This window comes from Arthrobacter sp. Soil764 (assembly GCF_001428075.1).
Taxonomy (GTDB): Bacteria; Actinomycetota; Actinomycetes; order Actinomycetales; family Micrococcaceae; genus Arthrobacter.
On record NZ_LMSI01000005.1, the window covers coordinates 135781 to 141805 of the forward strand.

Sequence of the window (6025 nt, forward strand, 5' to 3'; positions counted from 1 at the left end):
GACACCTCCCCGTGAACCACCTGATTAGTCCGCTGATACAGCGGGCGGCCGACGCCCCGGCCATCAAACCTGCCGTTGAGCTGGGCACCCCGGTCCTGCTCACCATCGCAGCGGTGGGCATTGCCATCCTGCTGGTGATGATCATCCGCTTCAAGATCCAGGCCTTCGTGGCGCTGCTCACCGTCAGCATCCTGGTGGCCGTGGCTGCCACCATTCCGCTGCAGGACATCTTCACCGTGGTGTCCGGCGGCGTGGGCAGCACCATGGGCAAGGTGGCCATCCTGATTGCGCTCGGCGCCGTGCTGGGCCGGATGATCGAGGTGTCCGGCGGCGTCCAGTCCCTCGCGGACCACTTCACCCGCAAACTCGGGGCCAGGCGCGTGGCCGTGGCGCTCACCGCCGTCGGCTTCCTGGTGGCCATCCCCGTCTTCTTCGAGGTCGGCATCATCGTGCTGGTGCCCATCGTGTACGCCTTCGCCAAGATCGCCAAGGTCCACCCGATCAAGTTCGGCCTGCCCATGGCCGGCATCATGCTCGCCATCCACGTGGCCGTCCCTCCGCACCCCGGAATCGTTGCAGGCGCCGGCGTGCTGGGTGCCGACATTGGACTCATCGCCCTGATTTCCCTGCTGATCTGCATCCCGCTGGGCTTCCTGTCCTACTGGGTCGCCTCGATCATGAACCGCAAGGAATATGAGCTGCTGCCCGCCGTAAAGACCCAGGTGGAGGAGTTCGGCTCCGACTCACTGGTCAAGGTAGGCCATGACGGACCCGGCGCCGCCGCCATCGCACCGCCGCGGCCGGGCCTGATCATCTTCCTGATCGCCGCACCCATCGTGCAGATCCTCCTGGGTACCGCCGGCACCCTCATCCTCCCCAAGTCCCACCCGCTGTACGGCCTCGCAGCCTTCGTCGGCAACCCCTTCCTGGCCCTCCTGGTGGCCGTGGCACTGTCCTTCTTCCTGCTGGCCGTCCGCCGCGGATGGTCCTTCAGGGAAACCGGCGAAATCTTCGAAGGCTCGCTGCCTCCCATCGCCTCCATCCTGATGGTGGTGGCTGCCGGCGGCGTGTTCGGCAACGTCCTGCAGGTCTCCGGCATCGGTTCCGCGCTCTCCAAGACCCTGGACACGCTCGGCGTGCCCCTGCTGCTCCTTGGCTTCATCATCTCCCTGGCACTGCGCGCTGCCCAGGGCTCGGCCACCGTGGCCATTGTGACCACCACCGGCCTGCTCTCCGCAGCGGTCAGCGGCGGCGGCTACAGCCCCGCGCAGATTGCCGTGATCGTCATCGCCATCGGCTTCGGCGCACTGGGCCTGTCCCATGTGACGGACGCCGGCTTCTGGGTTGTGGTCCGCTACTACGGGCTCACCGTTTCCGACGGCCTGAAGACCTGGACCGTCCTGACCACCGTCCTGGGCCTGGCCGGCTTCGCGCTGACCTTCGTGGCCTGGATCCTGGTGGGAGGCCTGGGCGCCTGATGCGTACGCGACTGGACCACCTGGTCACCTCCGCCCTGCAGCAGGGGTCCGCGGTGCCCGCCTTCACCTGCTACGACTTCACCACCGCGCTGGCCGTGGTGGGCGCTGCCGAGGAATCCGGCCGGGGCGTGATCCTGCTGGTGGCACCCAAGACCGCCGCCAGCGCCAACGGCCTCCGGCTGATCGCGGCACTGCGCGGGCTCGCCGATGCTGCCACCGTGCCCGTCGCGGTGCAGCTCGACCACGCATCCGACCTCAACGTCATGGCCGCCGCCGTGGAGGCAGGGGCTGATTCCGTCCTGGCCGACGGTTCCTCGCTCCCTTACGAGGAGAACATCGAACTGGTCCAGGCGGCCAGGGCACTGCTGGGCGCCGACGTGGTGCTGGAAGCCGAACTGGGTGGCCTGGCAGGGGACGAGGACCGTGCCTTTTCCGCCGACCAGCCGGCCGGCCAGTCGGGCACGGACCTGGCCGGCCTGACGGACTCGGCGCAGGTGGAGGACTTCGTGTCCCGCACCGGCGCAGAACTGCTGGCAGTGGCCGTGGGCAACGTCCACGGCAAGTACAAGGGCGAGCCGCGGCTGCGCTGGGACGTGCTGCAGGACATTGCGGCGCGGGTGCACATTCCGCTGGTCCTGCACGGTGCCTCCGGCATCCCCGCAGCGGAACTCGTCAAAGCCGCGGCCATGAACGTTGGCAAGGTCAACTTCAATACGGAACTGCGGACCGGGGTGCTGGTCACCCTCCAGGACCAGCTTCCAGGCCACCGCGCGGATGGCGAGAACCTGCAGGGCTTGCTGGCCACCTGGAACCACTCCGCCAAGGGGTTTGCCGCCGCCACGCTGGCCACGCTGGCGCGTTAAGGTCTCAGGAAACACCACGGGAAGCGGGCCCGGAAGCCGCACAGAAGCCTCACAAACGGGAGGCCAGGATCAAGCAGCCGGTCCTGGCCTCCTTCCCGTTGACGGCGTTCCACAGCTTTTATGCATTTCCCGGAGGCTAGGATCAAGCAATGACCCTGGCCTCCCTTCTTTTTGCCTTCCTTGCCGGCGCGCTGCACGTCTTCATCTTCATTATGGAGTCGCTTACCTGGACCCGGCCCGCCACCTGGAAGCGCTTTGGGGTTGCCTCCCAGTCCGATGCCGAAACCACCCGGTCCCTGGCCTACAACCAGGGCTTCTACAACCTGTTCCTGGCCGTCGGTGCTTTCATCGGCGCAGGGCTCGTCGCGGTGGGCGGGGCCGGGTCCGCCCAGGCGGTTGCAGGCTGGACCCTCATTTTCAGCTGCTGCGGCTCCATGCTGCTGGCGGCCGCCGTCCTGGCCTTCACCGGACGAAAGTACCTCCGTGCCGCCATCACCCAGGGCACCACGCCCCTGATCGCCGTCGTGCTGGGACTGCTGGCAATACTGCGGTAGGAAGATCCGCAACCGGCAAAGTCCTTAATCCACGCCCGCGCCGGGGGCACAATGGTGCCATGGGCAGCGTCGAGCCTTTGTAGGTCCCCATGCGAAGCACCGGCACGCGGGCGGCAGGAACCGGGGCGGACACGGAAAGCCGTGATCCGGCGATCGACCTTGTCCGTTTCATCTGCCTGGTCCTGGTGGTGGTGGGCCACTCCACGATGGTCAGCCCGGTCCTGCACCCTGACGGCACCGTGACCACCGAGAACACCCTGGCCGAACAGGACTGGTTCGAACCCGTCATCTGGATCTTCATGGTCATGCCCCTGTTCTTCGTCACCGGCGGTATCACCGGCCTGCAGTCCTGGCGCCGTCTCAAGGCGGGCGGCGGGACAGCGGCCCAGTTCATCCGCGCGCGGCTCCTGCGCCTGGCCCGCCCGGCCACGGCGCTGCTGGCAGCCATGGTGGCCGGCCTGTCCGTGGCTGCAGCGCTCGGAGTGGACCGGCAGGTGGTCCAGCTCGTGGCAACCGGGGCGGGCATGCCACTGTGGTTCCTTGCGGCTTACCTCGCGGCGCAACTGAACATTCCGGTCCTGGCGGCGCTCCATGACCGCGCCCCTTGGCTGACCCTCGGCCTGCTGGTTGGCCTGGTGGTTGCCGTGGACTGTCTCCGGGGTGCCGTGCCGGACCTTGCCAACGCCAACCTGGTCTTTGTGTGGTGCGCAGTCCAGCAACTGGGTTTCCTTGCTGCGGACGGGCATCTTTCCCGGCTCTCCCGCTCCGGCCTGCTGGGCATCGTGGTGGCGGCACATCTGCTGCTGGGGCTCGTGACCGGGCTTGGCCTGTACCGCGGCAACATGCTGGTCAACCTCAACCCGCCCAACCTGACCCTGGTGCTCCTGGGCGTTTCCCAGTTGGCTGTGATGGAACTGGCGCGGCCGGTCCTGGCGCCGCTGGCCGGCATCCGCTGGATCAACCGGTTCCTGCAGGTGGCCGGCGCCAGGTCCCTGACGGTCTACCTGTGGCACCTGCCGCTGCTGGCGGCCATGTCCGGCTTGCTGCTCCTGGCACCAATCCCCAAACCGTCGTCCGGAACCGCTGAATGGTGGTGGTCCCGGCCGCTGGTGGTCCTTGCGCTGGTCCTGCTGCTCCTGCCGGTGGCCGCAGCCTTTGGCCGCCTGGAGGAACGGCCGACGGCGCTCCAGGCCTTCCGCTGCAGGCCCGCCGTGGCGGGTACCGCCGTCGTGGTGGTTTTCCTCCCGGTGGCGGACGCCGCGCTCAGCGGCCTGTCGGTGGGGCTGCTGGCAGCCGGAGTTGTGTGTTTTTCCGTGGCGATCCTCATGCTGGGCGGCCTGCCGCTCCCGCGGCGCGGTGCTGTGCGCAGGGGCCGGCGGCGGTGGCCGGGGAAGATGTGGCGAAGGGGCATTGCCAGCGGCGTGAAGTAGTGCCAGTGTCGAACCATGACCGAGAACACCACGTCCGCTGAGGACACGTTCACCGCTAATGTCTCGCTGCTGCGCAATGACGAACAGCAACGGTATGAGCTCCTGGTGGATGGCAGACTGGCTGTCCAGGCCTTCTTCCGCGACCTTCCCGGGCACATCGATTTCACGCACACCGAGACCGGTGACGATTTTGAAGGCCAGGGCCTGGGCAAGGTCCTGGCGCATTTTGCCTTGGACGATGTGGTGGCCACGGGAAAGCGGATCATCCCGCACTGCCCGTTTATTTCCAGCTACCTCCGCAAGCATGAGGGCTACGGCCAGTTCGTGGACTGGCCGGAGCGCTGACCCCATCCTGGCATCGTCCTGCGGTTATTCCCCGGCCCGCACCGGGTACAGCCTGCATACGTGCGCGTGTGGAAAAGGCATGTGCAGCTGGCCGGGAAGGGCAATGTGGCGGGAAACCAGGACACCATTTTCGACGTAGCGGTCATTGGCGGGGGACCGGCGGGTCTAAGCGCGGGGACCGCCTTGGCGCGGGCGTTGCGTTCGGTGGTGGTGATCGACGGCGGCGAGCAGCGGAACCTGGGGGCGGAAAGTGTCCACGGCTTCCTCAGCAGGGAGGGCATGCGTCCCCGGGACCTTCTCGCAGCAGGCAGGGAAGAACTGGCCCGTTACGGCGGGACAATGTCCTCCGGGTTTGTCCGGACGGCCAGCCGGGACGGGGACCGGTTCGTCCTGACCCTGGATGACGGCTCCAACCGGGTTGCCAGGCGCCTGTTGATCGCCTCAGGAATCATGGATGAGCTGCCGGAGCTTCCTGGCGTCGCCGACCGCTGGGGACGGGACGTGCTGTATTGCCCCTACTGCCACGGTTGGGAGGTCCAGAACCAACGAATCGGAGTCCTGGCGGCCGATTCCCACTCCGTGAGGCAGGCCCTGACGTTCCGGCAGTGGAGCCCGGACGTGACGCTCCTGCTCAACGATGCCCTGGAACTCACCCAGGGCCAGGAGGAACAACTCGCTGCCCGGTCTGTCCACGTGGTGGAGGGCAAGGTCCGGGCGCTGGAGGTCCGGGACGACCGGCTGGCCGGGGCCGCCCTTGACGCCGGTGAGACGGTGCCCCTGGATGTCCTGGTGGTCAGTCCCGCCACCACGAGTAAAGCCAACATGCTTCAACGGCTGGGACTGGAACCGGCCGCCCTGCAGGATGGTCCGGGCAGCCGCCTGGAGACCGACGAAAGCGGCAGGACGTCATGCCCGGGAGTGTGGGCCGCGGGCAATGCCACGGATGTTTCCGCCCAGGTCATGACGGCGGCCGCAGCGGGGCTTCGGGCGGCGGAGGCCATCAACGCGGACCTGGTCTTGGCCGACACTCGCCGGGCGGTCGAGGCGGCACGCGTACCTTCAAGGCAGTAGCGGCGTGGCCGAAAGTCCGGGGCTGGCGTGGTTGGCCAGCGCCTGTTGGCGCCGGCCCTGGCTACCGGGAAGAGCGGTAAGTTGGTTCAACGGCCGCCCAGTGAACGAGGGCCTGCTGAGCCGGCTGAAAGCTGCCTAGCTGTATTACCCACGGAGGTTGGTGACGCGGCTGGCGGGTGCCTGACCTCTGAGTGCTGTGTGGCCTCGATGGTGATTGTAGTGGTGGAGCCAAGCTAGGAAGGCCTGTGCCCGTTCGGTTTCGCTTTTGTAGGGGCGGGCGTAGG

The 6025-nt window shown here is 67.5% G+C and carries 6 protein-coding genes and 1 pseudogene; 6 read left to right on the forward strand and 1 reads right to left on the reverse strand.

Going from position 1 to position 6025, the window contains the following annotated elements:
• Positions 1 to 11 precede the first annotated feature (11 nt).
• The 6 genes from ASG86_RS05490 (at position 12) to ASG86_RS05515 (ending at position 5741) form a co-directional block, all read left to right on the forward strand.
• Positions 12 to 1478, forward strand: a complete 1467-nt coding sequence (locus ASG86_RS05490; RefSeq protein WP_056331354.1) for a GntP family transporter — start codon at positions 12 to 14, stop codon at positions 1476 to 1478.
• Complete coding sequence (locus ASG86_RS05495) at positions 1478 to 2341, forward strand: class II fructose-bisphosphate aldolase (protein ID WP_056331356.1); 864 nt, start codon at positions 1478 to 1480, stop codon at positions 2339 to 2341. The genes ASG86_RS05490 and ASG86_RS05495 overlap by 1 nt, the downstream gene beginning before the upstream one ends.
• A gap of 149 nt (positions 2342 to 2490) precedes the next feature.
• Positions 2491 to 2895, forward strand: a complete 405-nt coding sequence (locus tag ASG86_RS05500) for a DUF1304 domain-containing protein (RefSeq protein WP_056331358.1) — start codon at positions 2491 to 2493, stop codon at positions 2893 to 2895.
• Positions 2896 to 2984: 89 nt separating this feature from the next.
• Entirely contained in the window at positions 2985 to 4325 is a 1341-nt protein-coding gene (locus ASG86_RS05505) for an acyltransferase family protein (RefSeq protein WP_056331360.1), read from the forward strand.
• A gap of 15 nt (positions 4326 to 4340) precedes the next feature.
• The gene (locus ASG86_RS05510) at positions 4341 to 4670 is read left to right on the forward strand and encodes a GNAT family N-acetyltransferase (RefSeq protein WP_056331362.1); all 330 of its coding nucleotides are present in this window, start codon (positions 4341 to 4343) and stop codon (positions 4668 to 4670) included.
• A gap of 60 nt (positions 4671 to 4730) precedes the next feature.
• Entirely contained in the window at positions 4731 to 5741 is a 1011-nt protein-coding gene (locus ASG86_RS05515; RefSeq protein WP_235565106.1) for an NAD(P)/FAD-dependent oxidoreductase, read from the forward strand.
• Between the two features lie 144 nt (positions 5742 to 5885).
• Here ASG86_RS05515 and ASG86_RS20445 read toward each other — a convergent pair.
• Positions 5886 to 6025 (reverse strand): annotated as a pseudogene (locus tag ASG86_RS20445) (integrase core domain-containing protein); the annotation flags it as partial.